Source organism: Janibacter corallicola NBRC 107790, assembly GCF_001570965.1.
GTDB lineage: Bacteria > Actinomycetota > Actinomycetes > Actinomycetales > Dermatophilaceae > Janibacter > Janibacter corallicola.
In genome coordinates this window covers 1-21,337 of the sequence record NZ_BCSR01000009.1, presented here as the reverse complement: position 1 = coordinate 21,337, position 21,337 = coordinate 1, and the positions used below count along the sequence as shown (strand labels likewise).

The 21,337-nt window shown below is 69.7% G+C and carries 22 protein-coding genes; 15 read left to right on the top strand and 7 right to left on the bottom strand.

Features of this window, described 5'->3' with window-relative positions:
• Window positions 1–6: 6 nt before the first annotated feature.
• The 4 genes from JCO01S_RS05630 to JCO01S_RS05615 all read left to right on the top strand — a co-directional run bounded on the left by JCO01S_RS05630 (window position 7) and on the right by JCO01S_RS05615 (window position 3,878).
• Window positions 7–297 (top strand): hypothetical protein, encoded by a 291-nt coding sequence (locus tag JCO01S_RS05630; protein ID WP_068252073.1) that lies wholly within the window; start codon window positions 7–9, stop codon window positions 295–297.
• Window positions 282–860, top strand: coding sequence for a hypothetical protein (locus JCO01S_RS05625; RefSeq protein ID WP_068252071.1), 579 nt, complete (start codon window positions 282–284; stop codon window positions 858–860). The genes JCO01S_RS05630 and JCO01S_RS05625 overlap by 16 nt, the downstream gene beginning before the upstream one ends.
• A 426-nt stretch (window positions 861–1,286) precedes the next feature.
• Entirely contained in the window at window positions 1,287–2,294 is a 1,008-nt protein-coding gene (locus JCO01S_RS16355; RefSeq protein ID WP_157074497.1) for a helix-turn-helix transcriptional regulator, read from the top strand.
• A gap of 87 nt (window positions 2,295–2,381) precedes the next feature.
• Window positions 2,382–3,878 (top strand): HNH endonuclease signature motif containing protein, encoded by a 1,497-nt coding sequence (locus tag JCO01S_RS05615; protein WP_068252063.1) that lies wholly within the window; start codon window positions 2,382–2,384, stop codon window positions 3,876–3,878.
• On the opposite strand, the gene JCO01S_RS05610 is transcribed toward JCO01S_RS05615, so the two are convergent.
• Entirely contained in the window at window positions 3,856–4,311 is a 456-nt protein-coding gene (locus JCO01S_RS05610) for a pyridoxamine 5'-phosphate oxidase family protein (RefSeq protein ID WP_157074496.1), read from the bottom strand. The genes JCO01S_RS05615 and JCO01S_RS05610 overlap by 23 nt on opposite strands.
• Before the next feature lie 213 nt (window positions 4,312–4,524).
• Between JCO01S_RS05610 and JCO01S_RS05605 the strand changes: the two genes are divergently transcribed.
• Together JCO01S_RS05605 and JCO01S_RS05600 are read left to right on the top strand one after the other, a co-directional pair.
• Complete coding sequence (locus tag JCO01S_RS05605; protein WP_068252059.1) at window positions 4,525–4,845, top strand: OsmC family protein; 321 nt, start codon at window positions 4,525–4,527, stop codon at window positions 4,843–4,845.
• Window positions 4,842–5,900: a type III polyketide synthase gene (locus JCO01S_RS05600; protein WP_068252056.1), complete on the top strand. Its 1,059-nt coding sequence runs from the start codon at window positions 4,842–4,844 to the stop codon at window positions 5,898–5,900. Before JCO01S_RS05605 ends, JCO01S_RS05600 begins: the two co-directional genes overlap by 4 nt.
• A 7-nt stretch (window positions 5,901–5,907) precedes the next feature.
• Here JCO01S_RS05600 and JCO01S_RS05595 read toward each other — a convergent pair whose 3' ends face one another.
• Complete coding sequence (locus JCO01S_RS05595) at window positions 5,908–6,918, bottom strand: aldo/keto reductase family protein (RefSeq protein WP_068252053.1); 1,011 nt, start codon at window positions 6,916–6,918, stop codon at window positions 5,908–5,910.
• Window positions 6,919–6,948: 30 nt separating this feature from the next.
• The gene (locus JCO01S_RS05590; RefSeq protein WP_084342662.1) at window positions 6,949–7,752 is read right to left on the bottom strand and encodes a maleylpyruvate isomerase family mycothiol-dependent enzyme; all 804 of its coding nucleotides are present in this window, start codon (window positions 7,750–7,752) and stop codon (window positions 6,949–6,951) included.
• Window positions 7,753–7,792: 40 nt separating this feature from the next.
• Between JCO01S_RS05590 and JCO01S_RS05585 the strand changes: the two genes are divergently transcribed.
• Both JCO01S_RS05585 and JCO01S_RS05580 read left to right on the top strand, forming a co-directional pair.
• The gene (locus tag JCO01S_RS05585) at window positions 7,793–8,620 is read left to right on the top strand and encodes a Rossmann-fold NAD(P)-binding domain-containing protein (RefSeq protein ID WP_068252043.1); all 828 of its coding nucleotides are present in this window, start codon (window positions 7,793–7,795) and stop codon (window positions 8,618–8,620) included.
• A gap of 9 nt (window positions 8,621–8,629) precedes the next feature.
• Window positions 8,630–9,415 (top strand): acyl-CoA thioesterase, encoded by a 786-nt coding sequence (locus tag JCO01S_RS05580; RefSeq protein WP_068252041.1) that lies wholly within the window; start codon window positions 8,630–8,632, stop codon window positions 9,413–9,415.
• A 48-nt stretch (window positions 9,416–9,463) separates the two neighbouring features.
• On the opposite strand, the gene JCO01S_RS05575 is transcribed toward JCO01S_RS05580, so the two are convergent.
• Window positions 9,464–10,921 (bottom strand): DEAD/DEAH box helicase, encoded by a 1,458-nt coding sequence (locus tag JCO01S_RS05575; protein WP_068252037.1) that lies wholly within the window; start codon window positions 10,919–10,921, stop codon window positions 9,464–9,466.
• Between the two features lie 190 nt (window positions 10,922–11,111).
• On the opposite strand from JCO01S_RS05575, the gene JCO01S_RS05570 reads away from it, so the two are divergent.
• Entirely contained in the window at window positions 11,112–11,903 is a 792-nt protein-coding gene (locus JCO01S_RS05570) for a thioesterase family protein (protein WP_068252034.1), read from the top strand.
• A gap of 24 nt (window positions 11,904–11,927) precedes the next feature.
• Here JCO01S_RS05570 and gdhA read toward each other — a convergent pair whose 3' ends face one another.
• Window positions 11,928–13,280, bottom strand: a complete 1,353-nt coding sequence (gdhA, locus tag JCO01S_RS05565) for an NADP-specific glutamate dehydrogenase (RefSeq protein ID WP_281189176.1) — start codon at window positions 13,278–13,280, stop codon at window positions 11,928–11,930.
• Between the two features lie 131 nt (window positions 13,281–13,411).
• Between gdhA and JCO01S_RS05560 the strand changes: the two genes are divergently transcribed.
• From JCO01S_RS05560 to JCO01S_RS15360, 6 genes are all read left to right on the top strand, one after another.
• Complete coding sequence (locus JCO01S_RS05560; RefSeq protein ID WP_068252032.1) at window positions 13,412–13,720, top strand: GNAT family N-acetyltransferase; 309 nt, start codon at window positions 13,412–13,414, stop codon at window positions 13,718–13,720.
• On the top strand, window positions 13,717–14,484 hold the full coding sequence (locus JCO01S_RS05555; protein ID WP_157074495.1) for an exodeoxyribonuclease III: 768 nt from the start codon (window positions 13,717–13,719) through the stop codon (window positions 14,482–14,484). Before JCO01S_RS05560 ends, JCO01S_RS05555 begins: the two co-directional genes overlap by 4 nt.
• A gap of 207 nt (window positions 14,485–14,691) precedes the next feature.
• A complete protein-coding gene (locus tag JCO01S_RS05550) occupies window positions 14,692–15,042 on the top strand; it encodes a hypothetical protein (protein ID WP_068252029.1) in 351 nt (116 codons plus the stop codon).
• 74 nt (window positions 15,043–15,116) lie between these two features.
• Window positions 15,117–15,572, top strand: a complete 456-nt coding sequence (locus JCO01S_RS16410; protein WP_084342661.1) for an RES family NAD+ phosphorylase — start codon at window positions 15,117–15,119, stop codon at window positions 15,570–15,572.
• An 844-nt stretch (window positions 15,573–16,416) separates the two neighbouring features.
• Complete coding sequence (locus tag JCO01S_RS15655) at window positions 16,417–18,702, top strand: C45 family peptidase (RefSeq protein WP_157074494.1); 2,286 nt, start codon at window positions 16,417–16,419, stop codon at window positions 18,700–18,702.
• Window positions 18,703–18,825: 123 nt separating this feature from the next.
• Window positions 18,826–20,160: an MFS transporter gene (locus tag JCO01S_RS15360; RefSeq protein WP_084342660.1), complete on the top strand. Its 1,335-nt coding sequence runs from the start codon at window positions 18,826–18,828 to the stop codon at window positions 20,158–20,160.
• A gap of 34 nt (window positions 20,161–20,194) precedes the next feature.
• On the opposite strand, the gene JCO01S_RS16070 is transcribed toward JCO01S_RS15360, so the two are convergent.
• Window positions 20,195–20,680, bottom strand: a complete 486-nt coding sequence (locus JCO01S_RS16070) for an integrase catalytic domain-containing protein (RefSeq protein ID WP_369407279.1) — start codon at window positions 20,678–20,680, stop codon at window positions 20,195–20,197.
• Between the two features lie 12 nt (window positions 20,681–20,692).
• Window positions 20,693–21,217: a hypothetical protein gene (locus tag JCO01S_RS16065; protein ID WP_218002225.1), complete on the bottom strand. Its 525-nt coding sequence runs from the start codon at window positions 21,215–21,217 to the stop codon at window positions 20,693–20,695.
• Window positions 21,218–21,337 lie beyond the last annotated feature (120 nt).

The window sequence follows — 21,337 nt, the reverse complement described above, 5'->3', positions numbered from 1 at the left end:
GAGGGCATGCCGCTGGCCCCGCGCTCCCGCCCGCTCGTGGGACGAGACTCCGAGCTGGCGGCGGCCGCCGAGGACGCCGGCCGTCTCGTCGTGGCCGGTCACTGCGTCGGTGCGGGCGGCACCGCCCTGGCGTGGCTCCCCTTCGTCGAGGTGGTCGGTGAGATCGCCCGGTCCACGGAGGCGCTGGAGGAGACGATCCGCCGGCACGCGCCCTCGCCGCGGTACAACCCGGCGGCACGCCCGATGGTCTCGACACGGATCCCGGGCGCATCGCGGAGGCCGTGCACGCACTGCTGACCCGGGGCTTCCCGACGCCCGTGACCCTCGTGGTGACCTACCGCAGGGACGACCTGCACCGCACCCACCCGCTCCAGGAGGTGCTGGCCGTCTGGACGCGCCTCCCACTCGTGACCCGGATCGACCTCGAACCCCTCGGGTCGGCGCACATGCCTCGCCTCGTCACCGAACTCGACCAGGCGCCCACGGGCGCACGCGAGGTCACCGAGATCGTCGAGAAGGCGGACGGCAACCCCTTCTTCGCCGAGGAACTCGTCGCCGGTGGTGACAGCTCGCTCGTCGGGCACGACCTGGCCCGGCTGCTCCGACTACGGCTGGACCGCCTCGGCGAGGCGGCACGCGCCCTCGTGCGCGCGGCATCTCTCGCCGGCCGGTCCGTGGACCCGGACGTGCTCGCCACGGTGACCGGGCTGTCGCCGGACGCCCTCGACGAGGCCCTCCAGGAGGCGATCGACCACCAGATCCTGCAGCCGACCGGTCACGGCGGGTTCTGCTTCCGTCACCCTCTCATCGGGGAGACCGTCGCCCAGGAGCTGCTGCCCGACGCCCGCCGCCACCGGTGATCTCGAGACCGCCGTACGGGCGGCGAAGGCGGCCGGTGATGGCCGGGCCGCGGTCTGGCACGCGGTGCTCGACGTGCCGGGGGGACCCCCTGGGGATGTCGAATCGGGCGGTGGCCCTGCTGCCCGGCTGGGACGAGCCGGCGGACTTCGCGGTGCTCATGCGCCACCTCGACGTCCTCGTCAACCTCGAGCTCGAGGACGAGGGCACCGCACTCATCGACCGGATCGTCGCCCGGGCGGAGGAGCTCGACCTGCCCGAGGTCGTCGCGGCGAGCCGGCTGCACGAGGCCCGGCGGCTCTCGCGCGCCGACCCGGGACAACAGCCGGACGGAGCTGCTGGCGACCGCCACCGACCCCGAGGCTCCCGGCTCCCTCCGGCTGCCTGCGCTGCTGCGGCTGGGAACCCTCGAGCGCAATCGCGGGGACGTGCGGGCAGCCCACGGGTACTACGCCATGGGTGTCGAGGTGGCCGACCGGCGCCGGCGGCCGTGGGGACCGTACGGGATGGAGTGCCGTGTCCAGGCGGGGCGGGCCGCGTACGAGATCGGGCTGTGGGAGGAGGCGGAACGGTTGCTCGACTCCCCCGTTGACCTGCCGCACCCGCCGCGGGGTTTCTTGGAGGGCGCCCTCGTCGTGGCCACGCTCGGCGGGAAGATCGACCTGCTCGGCCGGGCAGGGATGGTCGAGGAGCTGACGGATCTGGTGGACCGCGGTATCGAGATCATCGAGCGCAGATGGGGCTCCGAGGCGCAGGCCGTCATCCGACTCGCGGCACTCTTCACCGGCCAGGTGGCCGACCTGGTCGCGGACGGGCGTGACACGGCCCTCGCGCGGTCCCGCTGCGACGAGTACGCGCGGATCGTGGCCGCGCTGGGGGCGCGCGACGACGTGCGGATCGGGCCCGAGTCCCGCGCCTGGCTCGACCGGCACGAGGCGGAGGGGCTGCGGCTGGCCGCAACCGTGGGCGAGGGCCCCGACCCGGAAGCGCTCGTCGACGCCTGGCGTCGGGCGGCGACCGGCTTCGCCGCGCTCCCCAACCGACCTGAGGAGGCTCGCTCCCTGGCGCGACTGGCGGAGGCGCTCACTCTCGTCGGCCGGCGCGGGGAGGCGGCGGAGATCGCCGGCCGGGCCCGTGCGGTCGCCACCGAGCTGGGCGCGAGCCCGGTGCTCGCGCTGCTGGACGTCCTGGGCCGTGCCGACAGGGGCACGGGCACAGCGGACCCGGAGGCTGGTGCGCTCACCCCGCGGGAGCTGGAGGTCCTCGAGCACGTGGCACTCGGGCGGACGAACGGCCAGATCGCGAGCCTGCTCTTCATCTCGCGCAAGACGGTGAGCGTGCACGTCTCGAACATCCTCGCCAAGCTCGCTGCCGCGACCCGAGGTGAGGCGAGCGCGATCGCGCGGAAGCAGGGGTTGCTCGCCTCCGACTCGTGACCCCCGTCGCCCAGAACACCCTTGACAATGCACTCGAACAGGTGTTCGATAGAAGGAGTTCACCAACGACGGTGGAAGGGGGAGGCCATGAGCGTGACGACCGCGGGCGACAGCGCGATCCACGACCTGCCCACTACCCTGACGGCGACCCGGGAGTGGCTCTCCGGCCTCACCGATCTGGAGGGTCTGTCCCGGGCCGAGGCGCTGGCCGTCGTCACTGCGGCCGAGGAGATCAAGGGCGCGGTCGCGGCGGTGCAGGCGCGGGCGAGCGTCGAGTTCGTCGAGGACGTCGCGGCCGAGGCACACGCGGACCGGGTGGAGGGCCGACTGACCGAGCGACAGGTCCGACGCCGGATGAGCGCCGCCCACAGCGAGGTCGCCCTGGCGCGGCGCTGCTCCCCGTCGCAGGCGGACCGGCACGTGGCCGCGGCGCGGGCATGGCACTCGGTGCTCCCGGAGACGATGAGGGCACTGACCGCGGGCCGGATCAACGAGACCAAGGCCGGGATCATCGCCCGCGAGACAACCTGTCTGGCCCCGCCCGAGAGGCGACTGGCCGATGCCCGACTGGCCCCCGCAGCCACCCGTCTGGGCGAGAAGGGGCTCGCCGGGGCCGCCCAACGTGCGTGCATCGACCTCGATCCGGAGAGCGTCGCCCGCAGGCGCGAGAAGGCGGTCGCCTCGAAGCGGGTCAGCACCCGCCCCGCCCCGGACGGGATGGCGTGGCTGTCGATCTTGGGCGAGCTGCCCGACGTCGTCGGCGCCTTCGCCTCGCTCAAGGCCGCCGAGGCGGGCCGGTGGGTGGCGACGGGTGACCCGGAGACGGACGCGGCCCGGGCCGCGGACACGCGCTCCCGCGGCCAGTGGATGGCCGACACCGCGCTGGCACGGCTCTCCGGCCGGGACGAGGGTGAGGCCCAGCCGGTCGAGGTCAACCTCGTGATGGACCACGCAACCCTTGTCCCCGACGACGGCGACCACGACTCCTCGCACGCGAGTGACGGCGCGGTCGAGGTGCCCGGCTGGGGGGCCGTACCCGCGAGCGCGGCACGCACCCGCCTCGACCGGTTGGTCCGGCAGCTGGAGGGCAGCGCGGACGGCGAGCGGCGCCGGGCCGGTGTGGCGGTACGACGACTCTTCACCGCCCCCGACGGGGACCAGCTCGTGGCGATGGACTCGAGGCGACGGTTCTTCTCCGGCAGCCTGCGCACCCTCATCGAGCTACGGGACGGCACCTGCCGGGTCCCCTGGTGCGACGCGCCGATCCGGGACGTCGACCACGCCCGGCCGGCGAGCACCGGCGGCTCGACGAGCTCGGCCAACGGCTGGGGCCTGTGCCAGCGGCACAACCTGGACAAGGAGGCCCCGGGCTGGGCTGCGGACGTCACCGGGACCGGCCTCGACCCCGGCGCGGGACCCCACGAGGTCAGGCTGCGGACGCCCCACGGCCCGGAGCACGCCTGCCCGGCGCCACCACCCCTCGGGGTCGGTCGCCGACATCAGCGCCGAGGACAGCGGCCGGACGTCGTCCACTCCCTCCTCGAGATCCACCTCGAGTCACTCACGCTCCCCGACGCCGCGTGACGCGGAGCCACAGGTCGGGACCGTCACAACTCCACCGTCCCGGTGTCGCCGGGGCGGGCCGGGCGGTCCGTGGCCACGCCCTTGACCAGCTCGACCACCATCTCTCCCTTCCGGGGGACTCCCAGTAGGCGGCGGTCTCGGCGGAGACCTCGAGCAGGGTGGTGTTCGGATCGTCCTTCCCGCCGGCCACGAAGGCGCTGGTGGCCGGGGACCACAGGCTCTCCAGCAGGTCACGGTCGTCCTCGCGGCGAGCCACGCCGCTGAGCGACACCCAACCGGAGTCGGATGCGTAGGAGACGTTCACCTGGGGGCGTGCCTCGATGGCGTCCCTCTTGTCGGAGTCGCCCTCGGTGATGAAATGGACCTCTGCCGGGTCCTCGACGTCTTGGGGGCCCATCGGCACCGAGACCACGAGTTCCCTCTGGTCGGTCATGGTCGCTCCCTTCGAGCCGCGGCGGTGCGACGTCGTCCACGCCGTCACGGTGTCGCCCTACCCCGCCGCCGGCCGCTCACACCGGGTGTGTACGAGGACGGCGTCGACGTCCGGCGGGACGTCGGGCCGGCCGTGGAGTGAGCGGGCCGTACCCGGGTAGTCCTCTGCCGAGACCCCACGGGTCCGGACCAGAGCACCGGAAGGAGCGCCACGATGCAGACCGCCGACACCGACACGACTCCGAACGCCCGGGGCGAACCGGCAGAGCTCCTGGCCGCCGGTTTCGCCACGTGCTTCCACTCGGCACTGCGGACGGCCGCATGCCGGGCCGGGGTGGACGTCACCGACAGCACGGTCGACGCCCGGGTGCACGCCGCGCCCGATGCAGACGGCGGCTGCACCGTCACGATCGACCTCGATGTCGCCCTCCCGCACACCGACGACGTCACCGCCCGGGAGCTGACCGAACGGGCCCACGAGTTGTGCCCCCCGCTCGCGGGCCACGGGCCGCTGACCGCGCGAGGGGCACGGTGACGACCACCCAGATCCTGGCCGTGCACGGGACACTGCCGCCGCACCGATACTCCCAGGACGAGATCACCGACGCCTTCGCCGAGTTCATCCTGGAGGGTGACCTCGACGAGCGGGTGCTGCGCCGACTGCACGCCCATGCCGGGGTGGAGCACCGGAACCTGACCCTGCCCATCGAGCAGTACGCCGACCTGCAGGGGTTCGGGCAGGCCAACGACCTCTTCATCGAGCACGCGGTCGACCTCGGCACGCGGACGCTCGAGGAGGCACTGGCCCACGCCGGCCTGGCGGTCGCGGACGTCGACCTGCTCGTGTGCGCGTCGACGACGGGCCTGACGGTCCCGCCGCTGGAGGGGCGGATCGCCTCCCGGCTCGGGTTGCGTCCGGACGTGCGGCGGGTCCCGCTCGTCGGGCTCGGCTGCGTGGCCGGAGCCGCGGGCATCTCCCTGCTCGATGACCACCTCGTCGGCCACCCCGGGGAGGTTGCGGCCCTCGTCACCGTCGAGCTGTGCTCGCTGACCGTCCAGCGCGAGGACACCTCCATGGCCAACCTCGTCGCGAGCGGTCTCTTCGGGGACGGCGCGGCCGCGGTGATCGCCCGGGGCGGCGGCGACGCGGACGGCCACGTCGAGGTCCTGGACACCCGCAGCCGTCTCTACCCGGACTCCGAGCGCACGATGGCCTTCGACGTCAGCGACCGGGGACTGCAGGTCGTGCTCGACGCGCAGGTCCCGGACATCGTCGACCGCCACCTCGGAGAGGACGTCGACTCCTTCCTCGCCGAGCACGACCTGACCCGGGAGGACATCGGGTGGTGGGTCTGCCACCCGGGCGGGCCGAAGGTCGTCGATGCCGTGGGTGACGCCCTCGGGCTGGCCGAGGACGACGTCGCCGTGACCCGCGAGTCGCTGGCCCGGGTCGGCAACCTCTCGTCGGCGTCCGTGCTGCACGTGCTCGCCGACACCCTGCGCGCGCGTCCACCGAGGCCGGGCAGCCGCGGCCTGCTCATGGCGCTCGGGCCGGGCTTCTGCTCCGAGCTCGTCCTGCTGCGCGCGTGAGCGCGACTCAGCTGGGCCGCTCCTGCGGCGCCTGCGCGGCCGTCAGGCCCGGGTCGCTGTCGATGTGACCGGCGAGGACCTCGTCGATCCGGGTCATGACGTCCGGCTCGAGGCGGACCCCGGACGCCTTGACGTTCTCCTGCACCTGCTCCGGACGGGAGGCACCGATGATGGCGGCGGAGACGTTCTCGTTCTGCAGCACCCACGCAACGGCCAGCTGGGCCATGGTCAGGCCGTGGTCCTGCGCAATCGGCTGCAGCCCCTGGACCGCCTCGAGGAGTCCCTCGTCGCCGACGCGGCCGGAGATCGACTGGCCGACGTGCTGGTGGGCGGCGCGGCTCCCTTCGGGCAGCTGCTCACCGGGCCGGTACTTGCCGGTGAGCACGCCCTGGGCGATCGGGCTCCACACGATCTGGGAGAGGCCGATCGCCCGGGAGACGGGCACGACCTCCTCCTCGATGACCCGGTGCAGCATCGAGTACTGGGGCTGGTTGGAGATCAGCCGGAAGCCGAGCTCGTCGGCGAGCGCCCGCCCCCGACGCAGCTGGTCCGCCGTCCACTCGCTGACGCCGATGTAGATCGCCTTGCCGGAGCGCACGACGTCGGCGAAGGCCTGCATCGTCTCCTCCAGCGGGGTCTCGGTGTCGAACCGGTGCGCCTGGTAGACGTCCACGTGGTCGGTCTGCAGCCGGCGCAGCGAGGCGTCGATCGACTCGCGGATGTGCTTCGCGGACAGGCCGGAGTCGTTGTGGCCGCGCGGCCCGGTCGGCCAGTAGACCTTGGTGAGGATCTCGAGGGACTCGCGCCGCTCGCCCTTGAGCGCCTCCCCGAGGACGGACTCCGCCCGGGTGTTGGCATACGCATCCGCGGTGTCGAAGGTCGAGATCCCGGCATCCAGCGCCGCCTGTACGCACGCGGTGGCGGCATCCGCCTCGACCTGGGAGCCGTGGGTGAGCCAGTTCCCGTAGGCGATCTCGCTGATCTTCAGGCCACTGTTTCCGAGGTAGCGGTACTCCATGCCTGCCACGCTACGCCGCCGTGGCAAGGGTCACGGCGTGACGTTGAGCCGACCCAGCACCTGCCGGGCCACCTCGGCGTTCCCCTCGACCGCGACGTCCGCCTCCTGCGGGTCGATCCGCCCCCCGGCGAGCAGCAGCCAGGTGGCGTCATCCATGGAGAGGGTGACGTCACCCCCTTCGCCCTCGTCGAAGGGAGCCGCCCTCCCGTCCCCGCCCACGCGCGCGGTGAGCACGCGGCCCTGTGCCCCGGTGATCCGCGTGACGACGGAGGTGCCCTCGGGCTGACCGCGCAGGGCCGCGGGGAAGGCGCGGGCCATGACCCCCGCGACGTGGACGGCACCGACCGAGTCCGTCGTCATCACCCGCCCGGTCGCGCGGCGGATGTCCTGCTCGTGGACCCACAGGTCGATCGGCCGGTTGCTCAGCCAGACGCGCAGCTCCCAGCCCAGGTCACCGGCGAAGCCGGGCGAGAGCGCCTTCGGGTCGCTCGTGTCGAGGTCGGCGAGCACCTCGCGACGCCGGGCACAGGCGGTCTCGAACTCCTCCAGCAGCTGTGCCGGCGTCCGACCGATCCGGGCCGCCACCCCCGCCTCGGTGATGCTCGTGGGCATCGCCTGGTTGCGCTTCGGCTCCACGACCACCCGACCGCCGGCCGGCTGGTCCATCCCCGCGGCCTCGGACTCCAGGTGGGCCAGGTGGGCCAGGACCTCACGCACGGTCCACCCCGGCAGCGCGGTCGGCGCCTCGAATTCGGCCGGCCCGAGCTCGCGCAGCACCCCCAGCAGGTCCTCGGCGGTGGTGTCCCACAGGGTCAACGGGTCAGGAGCGCTCATGGGGTCAGCCTAGGTTCGCCCCCGGACTAGAGTCACCGGCGTGACCGACGAATCCACCCGCGCCCTCCTCCTCGGCTGCGGCGACCTGGGCACCCGCATCGGCCTGCGCCTGGCCGACCGCGGTCTCGAGGTGACCGGCGTGCGCCGCGACACCGCGGCGATCCCGCCGCCGATCCGCGGGCTCTCCGCGGACCTCGTCTCCGGGGACCTGCCGGAGCTGGCCACCGACCTGCTGGCCGTGGTGCTCACCGCCGATGCCCGAGACGTTGGGGGCTACCGCCGCACCTACGTCGAAGGCATGGCGCGGGGCCTCACAGCCGTGCTGCGCAGCGGCATGCCGCAGCGCGCGGTGCTCGTCTCGTCCACGAGCGTCATCGGCCCGGCGGACGGTGTCGTCGACGAGAGCACCCCGGCACGACCGGCGACGGCCACGGCCACGGTGCTGCTCGAGGCGGAGCGGCTCTTCCTCGATGCGATCCCGCACGGCACGGTGCTGCGGCCGAGCGGCCTGTACGGCAAGCCCGGCGGACGGCTCGTGGCCCAGGTGCGCCGTGGCGAGAACCCCGACCCGGGGCGCATCGCCAACCGGATCCACCGCGACGACGCCGCAGCCGCCGTGGTCCACCTGCTCACGAGGGAGGGGCCCCCCGAGCGGCTCTACCTGGCCAACGACGAGGAGTCCTGCCCGGTCGGTGAGGTCAGGGCCTTCATCGCCGACCAGCTGGGGCTGCCGCAGCCGAGGCCGACCGGTGAGGCGGCCCCGCACGGCAAGCGGATCGACGGCTCCCGGCTGCTGGCGAGCGGGCTCGCCCTGACCCACCGCACCTACCGTGAGGGTCTCGCGGCGATGCTCGCGGGCGATGCCTAGGCTGACCTCATGAATCTGCAGGAGATGCTCGACCAGGCCGCGAGCGGCACCATCCACATCGAGGAGGGCTGGGGCCAGGGTCGGGCGACCTACGGGGGCCTGGTCGCGGGCCTGATGCACTCCGCGCTGCGCTCGCAGCTCCCGGAGTCCGGGCCGCCGCTGCGCAGCCTGACGGTCAACTTCGTCGCGCCGGTCACGCCGGGCGAGGCCGCGGCCGACGTGCAGCTGCTGCGCTCCGGCCGCAGCGCCACCCAGGGGATGGTCCAGCTGCGGCAGGACGACACCGTGGTCGCCGCTGCGCTGGCCGCCTTCGGGGCACCGCGGGAGTCCAGCCTGACGGTGCCGCCCTCGGTGGTCATGCCGACGCTGCCCGAGCCGAAGTCGATCGATCCCTTCCCGTACCTCCCGGGACAGACGCCGGACTTCTTCCAGCACGTCGAGATGCGCCTGGCCGACGGCAGGTTCCCCTACAGCGGTGCGAGCACGTCACACATGCAGGGGTGGATGCGCTTCCGGGAGGCGCCGCCGGTCTTCGACGAGCGGCACTTCGTCAGCCTCGCGGACTCGTGGCCGCCGGCGGTGATCCAGATGCTGGCCCAGCCGGCGCCGGGCAGCAGCATGACGTGGACCCTCGAGCTGCTCGGTGACGTCACTGCCGAGCCGGACGCCCACTTCGCCTACGCCGTCCACACCGACCAGGCGGCCGACGGCTACGCGCACACCGATGCCCGGATCTGGCACCCGGACGGCTCGCTCGTGGCGATCAGCCGGCAGACGGTCTCGGTCTTCGGCTGATCCGGCCTCGGGCCGCTTCCTCCGACGCCTGCCGCGGCCGGGCCGTGCTCAGCGGCGGCCGCTGCCGCCCGTGCTGCTCGAGGAGAAGGCGACGACGCTGCCACCGCGCGAGGCGCCGGCGCGCTTGGCGCCCTGGCCGCCGCGACGCTGGCCACCATTGCCGCCGCGGTTGCGGTTGCCGCCGCCGTTGCGGTTACGGCCGGCGCCACCGCGCTCACCACGGCCGGAGGCCTTCCCGCCGCGCTGACCGCCGCCGTTGCCACGACCGCCGCTCTGGCCGGCCCCCTTCGCACCACCGGTGCTCTGCTGCGGGACCTTGGGCACGAAACCGCCGGGGAAGTTGCGCTCGCCGGGCGCGAGCTCGCCGAGGAGCGTGTGGCCGACCGAGACCTTGGTCGTCGTCGGCTTGATCCCGGCCTTGCGGGTGAGGTCACGCACGTCGCGGACCTGCTCGTCGGTCATCAGGGTGATCACCGTGCCCTCCGCCCCGGCGCGCGCGGTGCGTCCGGAGCGGTGCAGGTAGGCCTTGTGCTCCACGGGCGGGTCGGCGTGGATGACGAGCGAGACGTCGTCGACGTGGATGCCGCGGGCGGCGATGTCGGTGGCCACGAGCGTCTCGGCGGCGCCGGAGTGGAAGGCGTCCATCGAACGGGTGCGCGCGTTCTGGCTGAGGTTGCCGTGCAGCTCGACCGCGGGGACGCCCTTGGCGTTGAGCTGGCGGGCGAACTTCTTGGCGCGGTGCTTGGTCCGGGTGAAGACCACGGTGCGACCGGGGGCGGCGACGAGGTCGGTGAGGACCGCGAGGTGCTCGCCCTGGGCGACGTGCAGCACGTGGTGGGACATGGTCGCGACGGGGCTCTGGGCGGAGTCCGCCTCGTGGGTGACCGGCTGGTGCAGGTAGCGCTTGACGATCTGGTTGATCGCACCGTCCAGGGTCGCGGAGAAGAGCATCCGCTGGCCGCTGTCCGGGGTCTTGCCGAGGAGCCGCTTCACGGCGGGCAGGAATCCGAGATCGGCCATGTGGTCCGCCTCGTCCAGGACGGTGATCTCGATCGAGTCGAGGCTCACGTGGCCCTGGCCCATGAGGTCCTCGAGGCGGCCGGGGCAGGCGACGACCACGTCGACGCCCTGCGCGATGGCCTTCACCTGGGGGTTCTGGCCGACGCCGCCGAAGACGGTGCGGCTGCGCAGCCCGAGAGCCCGGGCGAAGGGGGCCATGGCCTCATCGATCTGGGTCACCAGCTCGCGGGTCGGCGCGAGGATGAGCGCACGGGGACGCTTGGCGGCGCGGTGCCCCCCGCTCGCGGCGAGGCGGGTGAGCGCCGGCAGGACGAACGCGAGGGTCTTGCCCGACCCGGTCCGGCCGCGGCCGAGGACGTCACGGCCGGCGAGGGAGTCCGGCAGCGTCGCAGCCTGGATCGGGGTGGGGGTGGTGATGCCCTGCTCGGCCAGGATCGAGGTCAGGGCGGTGGGCACGCCGAGGTCGGCGAAGGTCGTGGTGGTCACGAAAGGGTGCTCCAGACGGAGTCGTGATGCTTCGGTTCTGCCCGGCGCGGGCACGGGCCTGCCGGGGCAGGGTGCGCTCGCGGCGCGATGGCATCGTTGCAAGAAGAGGAGCAGCTCGCTGCAGAACTGGGCGGCTGCTGCACCCCATCCTACCGCCTAGGGTCGGGGCGGAAGCGAAGGAGGAGCACCGATGACCCTGCAGGACATGCTCGACGAGGCAGCGAAGGGAGAGACCGTCACCATCGCCGACGGCTGGTCCCAGGGGCGGGCGACCTACGGCGGTCTCGTCGCGGCCCTCCAGCTCGCAGCGATGCGCAACCGGGTCGACGGCGCCCTCCCGCCGCTGCGCACCCTCACGACGAACTTCCTCGCCGCGGTCGCGCCCGGGGAGGTGAGCGTCACGTCCTCGACCCTGCGGCAGGGGTCGAACATCACCCAGTGCGAGGCGCGAGTCGTCCAGGAGGGCCGGGTCGCCGCGGTCTCCGTCGCCGTCTTCGGCAGCGCCCGGCGCTCGGGCCTGCGCGTCCACCCGGAGACGAGGATGCCGCGGCTGCCCGACCCCTTCGATCTGGAGCCGCTCACGCCCAAGTCCACGGGTGGGCCGGAGTTCCTGCAGCACATGGAGCTGCGCCTCGTCGAGGGCGACCAGCCCTTCAGCGGCTCGCCCCGGTCCTCCTTCACCGGCTGGATGCGCCTGCGGGAACCGGGCTGCACCTTCGGGGAGGAGCACCTCGTCGCCCTCGCGGACGCCTGGCCCACTCCCGCGCTGCAGCGTCTGCACGAGCCGGCTGCCGCAAGCACGGTGTCATGGACCCTGGAGATCGTCGGCGATCTGCGGCATGTCGCGCCCACGGCACAGTGGGCCTACGCGGCCAGAGCCGACACCGCCGCGGACGGTTACGCCCACGGCGAGGCACGCATCTGGCGGCCGCACGGAGGGCTCACCGCGATCAGCCGGCAGACCGACGCCGTCCTCGGCTGACCCGGCCGCCCCGGGAGGCTCGGCTCAGATGACGCCCTGGGCGACCATCGCGTCGGCGACCTTGATGTAGCCGGCGAGGTTGGCGCCAGCCATGTAGTCACCCTCGCAGTCGTACTCGGCGGCGGTGTCCACGCAGTTGCGGTGGATGTCGCGCATGATCTCCTCGAGCGCGGCCTCCGTCTCCTCGAAGCCCCACGAGTCACGGCTGGCGTTCTGCTGCATCTCCAGGGCGGAGGTGGCCACGCCACCGGCGTTCGAGGCCTTGCCCGGCGCGTAGAGGACCCCCGCGTCCTTGAAGGCCTCGATCGCGCCCGGCTCGCAGGGCATGTTCGCGCCCTCGGCGACGAGCTTCACGCCGTTGCGGATCAGGGTGTGCGCGTCCTCCGCGGACAGCTCGTTCTGCGTGGCGCACGGCAGCGCCACGTCGCAGGGAACCTGCCAGATACTGCCCTCGGAGACGTGGGAGGCGCTGCTGCGGGCCTCGACGTAGTCGGTGAGCCGGCCGCGGCGGACCTCCTTGACCTCCCGGAGGAGCTCCAGGTCGATCCCCTTCTCGTCCACGACGTGGCCACCGGAGTCGGAAATCGCCACGACCGTGCCACCGAGCTGGTGGACCTTCTCCACGGCGTAGATCGCGACATTGCCCGACCCGGAGACGACGACCCGGCGCCCCTCGAGGGACTCGCCGCGCTCCTTGAGCATCTCCTGGGCGAAGTAGACGGTGCCGTACCCGGTCGCCTCGGTCCGCACCTGCGAGCCGCCCCAGGACAGCCCCTTGCCGGTGAGCACCCCCGACTCGTACCGGTTGGTGATCCGCTTGTACTGCCCGAAGAGGTACCCCAGCTCTCGCCCCCCGACACCGATGTCACCGGCCGGCACGTCGGTGTACTCGCCGATGTGCCGGTACAGCTCGGTCATGAAGGACTGGCAGAAGCGCATGATCTCGGTGTCGGACTTGCCCTTCGGGTCGAAGTCCGAGCCGCCCTTGCCGCCGCCGATCGGCATGCCGGTCAGGGAGTTCTTGAAGATCTGCTCGAAGCCGAGGAACTTGATGATCGAGAGGTTCACGCTGGGGTGGAAGCGCAGCCCGCCCTTGTACGGGCCGAGCGCGGAGTTGAACTCCACCCGGAAGCCCCGCTGGATCTGCACGTCACCGTCGTCGGTGACCCACGGGACGCGGAAGATGATCTGCCGCTCCGGCTCGCAGACCCGCTTCAGGATCGACCACTGCGCGTACTCCGGCACCCGGCCCGCGATCGGCGCCAGGGACTGCATCACCTCGTAGACGGCCTGGTGGAACTCCGTCTCGCCGGGGTTGATCGCCACCATGTCGTCGAAATGCTGCTGGAAGTTGGGATGCAGTCCATTCGTGCTCACTAGCGCCTCCGTGCCTGGGGTCGGGAATCTGGCGAGCAGGCTAGCGGCAATCGCGTCCGGGTTCCGTTGCCGTTCTCACAGTGAGAAGCCGCCCGATGGCGTTGACAGGCCCTCGTGGCAGGCTGAGGGCCATGAGTACCTCGGTCAGCCGCCAGTCCTCCCCCGACCGCTTCGAGATCTCCGTGGACGGCAACGTGGCGGGTTTCACGCAATTCACCGACCGCGACGAGCGCCGGATCTTCCCCCACACCGAGATCGGGGAGGACTTCGGCGGGCAGGGTCTGGCCGGCATCGTCGTCGAGGAGGCGATGCGCGCCACCCGTGAGGAGGGCCGCACCATCGTCCCGGTCTGCCCCTACGTCAAGAAGTGGCTCGGCAAGCACCCCGAGTACGACGAGGTCGTCGCGAAGCCGACGCCCGAGGACATGCAGGCGCTGTGACCCTGCGGGTCGCCAGCTTCAACGTCAACGGCATCCGGGCGGCGCAGCGACGGGGCTTCGAGCCCTGGCTCGCCGAGCGCGCCCCCGACGTCGTCGGCCTGCAGGAGGTCCGGTGCGCCCCTGAGAAGCTGCCCGAGGGCGTCTTCGGCGACCTCCACGTGGCCTACGACCCGGGTCGGCTGGCGGGGCGCAACGGCGTCGCCCTCCTCACCCGGCAGCGGCCCGAGGCGGTGCGCACCTGGGGCGGCGAGGCGCTGCTGCGCGCTCCCGGCGAGGACCACCTGCACCTGGACCCCACCCCGCCGGGCACGATGGCGAGGGGGCTGGCCCCCTTCGTCCCCGAGGGTCGGTACATCGAGGTCGACCTGCCCGGCGACGGGGACCGGCCACCGCTGACCGTGGCGAACCTGTACCTGCCCAAGGGCGGCCTGCCCGCCCACCTGCAGAAGCCGGGCGGGCGCGAGGAGCCCGACGGCGGAGCGAAGTACGAGCGCAAGATGGGCTTCCTCGCCTCCTTCGCGCGCCACCTGGACCGTGCCCGCAAGGCGGCGAAGGGGGCCGGCCGGGACTTCCTGCTGCTCGGTGACCTCAACGTCGCCCACACCGAGCTGGACCTGACGAATGCGACGAGCAACCGGCGCTCGGAGGGCTTCCTGCCCGAGGAGCGGGAGTGGTTCGGCTCGATCCTCTCCCCCAGGACCCTCGTCGACGTCGTGCGTGCCCACCACGACTGGTGGAGCGCATTATTCCAAGTGCACGAATAGCCAGTCAGGGCATCTGCTCGCCCGGTTCGGCCTGTAGCGCCGCAGAGGGACCCGTAGAGACGTCTGCCAGCAGCCGACCGTTCTCCACCCGCCATGCCCGGCACGTCGCCGTAGAAGAATCCGCCTCCGGGATGTGTATGTCTGACGATGAGGCGTTGTGCGTGCATCTGGGAGGCGTTAAGCGTGCGCGTGGTCTATCATGGAGTCATGACAACGATCGCCCACACGCCGCTGGCCGAGGAGATCGCTCGGGTCTCTCGCCTGGGGCACCTCACGGCAGCCAACCTGGCCGATGCGACGGGTGGTGATCCAAGCAGTGCACGGCGCTGGCGGAATGGAACTCGCACGCCGATCGGCGAGCATGCCACCCGAGCCCTCGAGCTGACCGCTGTAGTCGAGCGCCTGGCTCAGGTGATGGATCCCAGCTATATCCCGGTCTGGCTGATCAAACCCATTGCTCGTCTCGATGACCGACGCCCGGTCGACGCCATCCACGACGGGGATTACCGCAGCGTCTCCAAGCTGGTCGCGTCACTAGAGGAAATGCCTGTCGCGTAAGTGCCCGCCCTCGACGTCGACGAAGACTCCATACATGACGTCTTCGTCCGCCACATCCCCATGGCGCCAACCCGCTGTATTGGCCGCCCGACCCGCCGGACGGCCGCTGGCAACACGGCGGCACCATCGCGGCCTGGTACCTCGCGGATGAGCCGGCCACGGCGTGGGCCGAATGGTACCGAGCGCTAGCCGGTACGGGCCTTCCGCCTGGCCACACGCTGCCCCGGGACCTATGGCGTTGGCGCGTGGACCTTGAGGATGTCGCACTGCTCGACGACGAGAAGCGTCTGCACCGAGTCGGTCTGCCTCCACCGCGGCCCACCGCCCACCAGTGGCCAGCGTTCCAAGCCATCGGTGATCAGCTCCACCGCGACGGCTACCAAGGCATCTTGGTCGCTTCCGCGGCTCGCCCGAGCCACCGCAACCTTGTCGTCTTCCGCTCCACGCGCCAGATCGCAGGCTGCATACCCCAGCCCCCGCCGTCACCGATCACCGATGCCCCGCCCGTGCCACGCGGAATGCGGACCTGACTCTGAAAGAGGATCGCTGCAACGGCGCCCCATGACCCCGAGGTCAGCTGAGACGTGGGAGTTGCAGGAGCATGGTCAGCCCGCTGCTTGCGTCGTCGACCTGTCCGAATCCCACGCCTATAGAGGCGCCGTGCGTAGATGTCCCGTTCCACAATCAGACTCAACGACGTCAGCCCTTGCTGACGGCCGGCGGCGATCAGCGCGTCGAGCAGGTGAGACCAACTCCGCGTCCCCGCCATGCCTGTAGCACGCCCATGGATAGTCCCGGTGTCGACGCCGTTCTTGGGCAACCACCACAGCCAAGCGGCCATGGACTGCTGCTCATTTACAGAGTACTGACCCAAGGCCAACCCTGCCGCGGACAACCCACGACATAGTGGCGAACTCGTGCTGACTCAGGATCTCCGCGACACCTGTGTGTCTGGCCGGTGACGCCCTCGACGGCTGCCGCCGACGGGCCCAGCCAAGAGACCTGCCACCGGGGCCGCACCGACGACCCGCTCTACCGCTCCCGTCGGCCCCGCGCGCCGGCACCGGCCTGCTGACCGAGGCCCAAGCCGAACGTCCGGACGATTTGCTCGCCGTCGAGAAGCACCTCCTGGTCGAGATCACCTGGCAGGTGTATCGCGAGTGATCGCCGCCTACCACCAGCGAGTCCAGCGGTGGGAAGCGATGAGCAGCCTCATCGCCAACTGCTGAAGCCATTGACATGACGGTCACTCCAAACACGACCATGCATCGAAGTCTACGCCTGTGTCGATCCCTTGACACCGATGTCATCATCCGACAGGATGTGGCCCACACCACAAGGCCCTAGAGCGAGATCCAGAGAGAAGAAGCGCCGATGACGAGAACCCCGTTCCCGACGGACGCCGACAGCCCGGTGTCCGCAGCCCGCGCCGATGACCTGCCCTCCCTCTTCCATGCGGAGCTAACCCGTTACCGCTCGCTCATCGAGCGGCTGGCAAGGGCTGCCTCCACGCCGGCTTCGCCAAGCACCACGATTGCGAACATCTACGAGGCCCGGGAGCAGGCGCAAATGGCGGTCCACGTCGCTCATCGCCTGATCAACGGGCGGTTCGAGGGCTCGGGCCAGGTCGGCCGTCGCTGGCTTGATGCTATGGATGTCGTGATCGCCGAGGTCCACGCCGCGAAGTGGGAACTGGGCCGGGCAGATGGCAGTCTGACCGACTTCGCCGCACCTGCAACTGAACCGGACTTGCCCGGACTGCTTGCACGGTTCCGGGCGCTGACGCTACAGGCTATCGAGGTCGCCCGCGCGTCCGTGTCGCTGGAGCAGCCTGCCCAGGAGCCCTCGCCGGCAATCCGTCGACAGGACGCCGAGGTGGCGACCACGACGGACGGCATACCCTTGGTGCCAACAATTTGCCCCGTGGTGGTTCTGGCTGGGAGCAACCGCGAGATGGGCCGGCAGTACGCTCGGCAGGTAATCGACATCTATGGCACCTGGATCTTCGAGCGGCTCACCGAACGGACGGTCGACCCCGACACCGAGGGGATCCTGTCTGAATGGGAACAGCAGCTTTCAAAGCACGCCCCTGAGATCCTTGACTTCGCCGAGGGATGGGCCGAAGGCGCTATGGGGCGTGGCGTGCCGATGACCCGGGAACAGGCCATAGCAGTATGGACCGGGTACCGCCCACCCGCCGATCGGCATGTGATGTTCGGCGAGGATCTCGACTCCACAGGCAGGATCGGCGTCAATACATACAGTGGGGCCCACGTCTCCCCAGCGGGTGAGATCGCGGACATGTGCAGCGGGTTCTGTGCCTGGGCTGAAGCAACCACGGACGGAGAACTCGTTGCTGGTTCCACGACAGACCACGACTGCACTTACCAAGCGACGATCGTGGCCTTTCCCGACGTCGGCAATAGCTTCATCTACACGCCATTCTCTGCCAATGGGTCGATACCGGGGCTCGGTCGCTTCTACATGGCAGGACACCCGGGGTTCAACAACAAGGGCGTTGCCTACGTGCATCACGGCGGTCAGGGCATAGACGGCGCTAGCTGCGGAGGTGGCCCTCCCGAGGAGTGGGGCTACGGCATCCGTCGCGGGGCGTCGACTTTCCACGCACTACAGTTCGCCTCCTCAGCCGCCGAGGCCCGTGACATGATGCTCGCCTTCCCTGTCGGGGACCCGGGGCCGATCTTGGGAACAGCCGGGGGGCTCTGGGCAGACGCACATTACGGCGTCGCGATAGAAGAGCGTGCTGGCAGTCCAGCTAAGCCAAACCCGATACTGCGGGATACTACGAGCGACTCGGCAGGTAACAAGCATTCTGTGCTGTATGCAAACAACAACCCACTTAGCCAAGACTCCGGAGTCTGGCGGGGGCCCCGTGAGGGCCGCTACAGCTACACGACCGAAGCCGGCTGGTTCATTACTCGTAGCAGTGATGCAGGGACGTCTGACCCGGCGCTGATCGCGGCACGTATGTCGAGCAAGAACAGCGCAGCGCGAAATCGCTACTTCCATCGGGTCCTCCGACACGAGGTGGGCGGCTTCGACGTCGAAGCCCTCACACGTATGTATCGAACCAGCGGGGACATCCCCGAAGGACCATACGAAGAGTCTGTGGAGAGCTGGAGCGCGGGAACCGAGTGGGATGCGTCCGCCGCTCACCGGGGAAATGCCTTCACCGCCGTAATCGCCCCGTCGTCGACACGGCCCGGGGAGTATCGCGCTTGCATCGGGCCAGCTGACCGATTCCTCCAAGTTCGAGAGCCGAGCCACGGCTACTATTACTATGACGAAACTAACGAGTTCTGGTCTCTTCACCTCACCTCTGACCCTACGTCACTATTGGCCGACGCTACTGCTGAAGCAAGTCGGCGTGTCCATGAAGCACAGGTCGCGCATCGCGATGCGCCTGCCTCGCATGCCGACCGTTACAAGGGCGAGGAATGGCTGATTGAGGCCGAAGAGTGCCTAGATAGCGCGAGCAGGGCGATCACCCGCGGCACGAGTGGACGACAATCTCACGACGATCTTGCGCAGCTGGCCCGTGACGTTCGAGCTGCGTGCCGTTCGCAGGTGCGGGCCGCTCAGGTCATCCGACTGTGGGCGACCAATGGTCGCCCCAAAGCAACGGACCCGACCCAATAGATACAACTTCCAAGACTCGCATCACCCGTAGTCGATTCGTGCCACGGGTAGGCGCCGGAGTCACCATTCTGCCAGGTCTCGTTCAATCTGTTCCGCATCAGCTGCCTAAAGACAGGAATACTAATGGACACCAACACGACACAGGTAGTGCGAGGGAAGAGGGCTCTCGTAGCAGGGTCTATCGGTGTTTTTGTAGAATGGTTCGACTTCATCGTCTACGCCTATTCTGCGCCCATTCTGGCTTCCCTGTTCTTCCCGGATGCGAACCGTACAGTCGCGCTTCTGTCAACCTTCGCACTCTTCGGCGTCGCGTTCGTTGTGAGACCTCTTGGCGGAGTATTCTTCGGCAATCTAGGGGACAAGATTGGGCGGCGTAACACGCTGTCTATCGTCGTGCTGACGATGGGTGCTGGAACGCTGTCAATCGGGTTGCTACCGACGTATGCTGCTGTCGGCCTATTTGCCCCATCGCTTCTCTTGATATGTCGTTTGGTTCAGGGCTTCTCGGCAGGTGGAGAGAACGCTGGAGCCTTCGCTTTGATCGGGGAATACGCTCCTTCTGATCGCCGCGGCCTTTGGCTGAGCAGTACTGTCGCGTTCAATATATTGCCCGCGATCGCAGCATCTCTCACGGTGCTAGCGATTTCGTCGAACATGTCCGAGTCCGCCTATGCCTCGTGGGGTTGGAGAATTCCGTTCCTGTTGGGTGGAGTTCTAGCCGTGATCGGCCTCTACCTACGCCGCAGGATCGATGAATCGCCCGCCTTCAGCGCCATTCAACAGGAGGACCGGGTCGAGGCTAAGCCTGCACAGCGCTCCTTGAAGGAGAATCGAACGGGCATGGCCTTCGTGTTTGGTCTCTCGGCTCTCAACGGCCTCGCGTTCTACGTCATCGCGGCCTTCATGACGACGCATCTGACAGAGTCGGTTGGACTCGGACAGTCAGAGGCGCTGCTTGCGAACTTCATCGTGCTTCTTACCGTGACGGCCCTCGTCCCTGTAACTGGCATGCTGAGTGATCGTCTGGGGCGACGCGTCCCCATGCTGGCTGGGTGTGCGGTCCTGTCGGTCCTTGGGGTCCCTGGATTCGTCCTATTGAGCACCGGTGGCTTGGCCAACGCCATTGCAGGTCAAATGCTCCTTGGCCTGGGGCTCGCGCTCTTTGCGCCCGCATATACGGCCACACAGGTCGAACTGTTCCCAACGGGTACGAGGTACAGCGGCATCTCTATTAGCTACAACGCTGCTTACGTGGTATTCGCTGGCACCGCTCCGTTCGTTGGAACATTCTTGGTCTCTCAAACGGGAATGAGTATCGCACCCGGCATATATTTGTCTGTGGTGGCCGCAGCAGTGTTCTGTGTGGTCCTGGCGCTCCCGGAAACCGTAGGACGATCGCTCGTTTCGAAGGAGGAGAGCGACGCTTGCGAGGAAACCAGTGCCCTTGAGCTGGATTGATTGTGTTCATTGGAAGATGGGGCGCTATGTGAGCTTACGCGGAAGCGTAGAGGCATCGACAATAGGGATCGAGAGGAAGAAGTACGACCGGAAGTTCCGTAGGAAACGGTCCGGATCGTCGAAGAGTCCGGGAAGCCGGTCGCCCAGGTCGCCCCGCGAGATGGGCGTCAACGAGGGCACGCTTGGGCAACTGGGGCGCCCGCGACCGTGAGGCCCGTGAGGCACGTAGGTAGAAGGCGTGCTTGCGCACCACGTGGTTGTTCTTCGACTCCACGGTCGCCTGATCGTTCTTCTGGCACGGGCGCGAGCGGGTCTGCTCGATGTCGCGCTCCTGCAGCCAGGCGGCGACCTCGTGGTTGATGAACTCCCCGCCACAGTCCGAATCGAAGATCACCAGCTCGAACGGGAACCTCTCCGCCAGCGCGCCGATGCCCTCGGTGATCCACTTCGCGGCGTTGTTGCGGATCGAGTAGTTCTCGGTCCACCCGGTGACCATGTCGGTCATCGTCAGGGTGCGCACGAACTCCCCCGATCAGGGTCGGTCCGCAGTGGGCGACAGTGTCGGCCTCGACCACTCCCGGGGCGTCGGGGTTTCGTCGTCGAGACACCCCTGCAGCTGCATCCGCTGGCGGGCCGGGGCCAGGTACCGGTCGACCGTCGCGGCGCTCATCGCCTCCAGCTGCTCACGGGCGGGCGCGGTGGCAAACGGTTGGTCCAAGTCGCCGGCCTCGGCCATGGCCGGCAACCACGTCTCGAGCATGACCACCAAGTACTTCCCGCACGGCATGCCCATCAGCGCCCACACATGCTCCAGCAGGGCCCGCGCGTCGTCGCTGAACCGGCGCGGCTTAACCGTCCGCGCGTCGATCTGCTCCCTCGGGTGCGGCAGGGCAGGCCCGGTCAGCATCCGCCGCGCGCTCGACCTGCCCATCCCCTTCGCGGCCATCACCCGCTCCAAGATCGCGCCCTTCTCGGCCTTCGAGGCCTTCCGGTACTCGGCGCGCAGCTTGTTCGTCACCTGCCGTCTCGCGGCCATATCGATCTTCTCGCCCTTCACACAGGCAAGCCTGCCCAACGGGCTACGCGCTCAAAGTACGTGAGGCACCACCACCGGCCACGCGCTCAAACAACGTGAGGCACGTCGTCTACTGGCGGTACGACACCCCCGAGGAACTAT